Source organism: Roseovarius sp. (assembly GCF_027019125.1).
GTDB lineage: Bacteria > Pseudomonadota > Alphaproteobacteria > Rhodobacterales > Rhodobacteraceae > Roseovarius.
Genome location: NZ_JALUXE010000022.1, coordinates 1 through 1,524 on the forward strand (window position 1 = coordinate 1; position 1,524 = coordinate 1,524).

3 protein-coding genes are annotated in these 1,524 nt (G+C 63.8%); all 3 read right to left on the reverse strand.

Annotated features, from left to right (window positions below; all coding sequences use genetic code 11):
* On the reverse strand, positions 1 to 259 hold a 259-nt coding region (locus MVC20_RS07265; protein ID WP_297539874.1), incomplete at its 3' end, for a GIY-YIG nuclease family protein.
* A 411-nt stretch (positions 260 to 670) separates the two neighbouring features.
* Positions 671 to 1,156, reverse strand: a complete 486-nt coding sequence (gene folB / locus MVC20_RS07270; protein ID WP_297539876.1) for a dihydroneopterin aldolase — start codon at positions 1,154 to 1,156, stop codon at positions 671 to 673.
* Between the two features lie 8 nt (positions 1,157 to 1,164).
* Positions 1,165 to 1,524 (reverse strand): SDR family oxidoreductase (locus MVC20_RS07275; RefSeq protein ID WP_297539878.1); only part of this gene is annotated, 360 nt, incomplete at its 5' end.

Below are 1,524 nucleotides of genomic sequence, written 5' to 3' on the forward strand. Positions count from 1 at the left end.
CGCTTTCCGTCACCACGAATTCCATGGCGCGGGTGGCGGCGATCATCCGCGCGATGCGGTTGGTGTGGCCCATGAGGCGGGTGTAGCTGGTGACGCGCTTCTTGAGGTTGCGCGCCTTGCCCACATAAAGCACCTCGCCGTCCTCGCCGAACATGCGGTAGACGCCCGGTGCGTGGGGCAGCCGGGTGACGTAATCCGCGATCAGGTCCGCGCCAATGAGGGGGGCGTCAGCGGATGGGGGAGGAGGGGCGTCGCTCATGATCTTGAATATGCATGCGCCGGAGGTAAATTGAACCTTGCCGCGCGGTCAATCAGTCGTTCCAGCCTGTGGATAAGTCTGTTGGAAACACCTGCATCACCACGTCCGGCGCGGAAAAGAGGAAATGCGGGGCCGAAACGGGCCTTGCGGAGGGCGGGGCCGTAACTGACTGATTATTCATCTGAATTATCGATCTTCAAACTATGTTAACCATGAATCAGATGGGTAAAGGGGTAAGGCTGCCTTACCAACCCGCACCTCGTGCGTATGTGCACAACGGCGTTCAACCATGGGGTTCTGCTGACAATCGGGGTGCTGAAGAAATGGGCGCGTAGGCGCTGATTTGTCAGCCAGGTTGACAGATCTCGGCCCGGACTCGGCCGTGGTGCGGAATCGTCCGCCTGCCGAAAGTCAGGATGCGGGCAGTGGGCGGAGGCGCTCGATCTCGATGCCGACGGAATGGGCTTCCTCGATGGCTTCGAGCTTTTCCACCCGCACGCGGGCGGCGAGGACGCGGGGGTCTTCAAGGCAATCCGACGCGATGCGCTCGGCCAGGGTTTCCACCAGCCGCACATGGCCCTCATCGACCAGGGCTTTGATGTTGGTGACGACGCTGCGGTAGCAGACGACATTGTCGATATTGTCGTCGATCTCCACGTCTCCCTCGGTGACCGTCAGGTCCACATTGATGAGGATCGGCTGGGTGCGGCCTTCCTCGTGGCGGTAAACGCCGATATGTGCGTCGAGACGCAGGTCGCGGACGAAGACATGGCGGGTGAGGCGGGCGGCATCGGCGATGCGCAGGGGCGTCACATTGCCAGTAGAGGCCGTTCCTGTGGCTGACTTGCTCATGGTGCGCTCGTTGCCGTTCTGGGTGGCCCCGGTCGTGCGGGACACGGATCGCGTTACTCGTTGCCGGTGGCGTCGGGGGTTTCCCAGGCCAGGTGCTGGCCGCCATCGAGGGCAAGCATTTGACCCGTCAGGGACGGGGTTTCAAGAATAAAGCGCACCGCGTGCTGAAACTCTGCCATGCGCGGGCCGTGGCCCAGCGGCACGGCGCGGGCCTGGGCGGCGAAATCCTCCGCCGCCTGGCGCTCATTCGCCAGGGCCGGGCCGGGGCCGATGCCGTTGACGCGGATGCGCGGCGCGAGGGCCTGGGCGAGGGTCCGGGTGACGGTCCACAGGCCGGCCTTGGAGGCCGTGTAGGACATGAAGCGCGGGTTCAGCCGCCAGACGCGCTGGTCGATCATGTTGATGATGCAGCC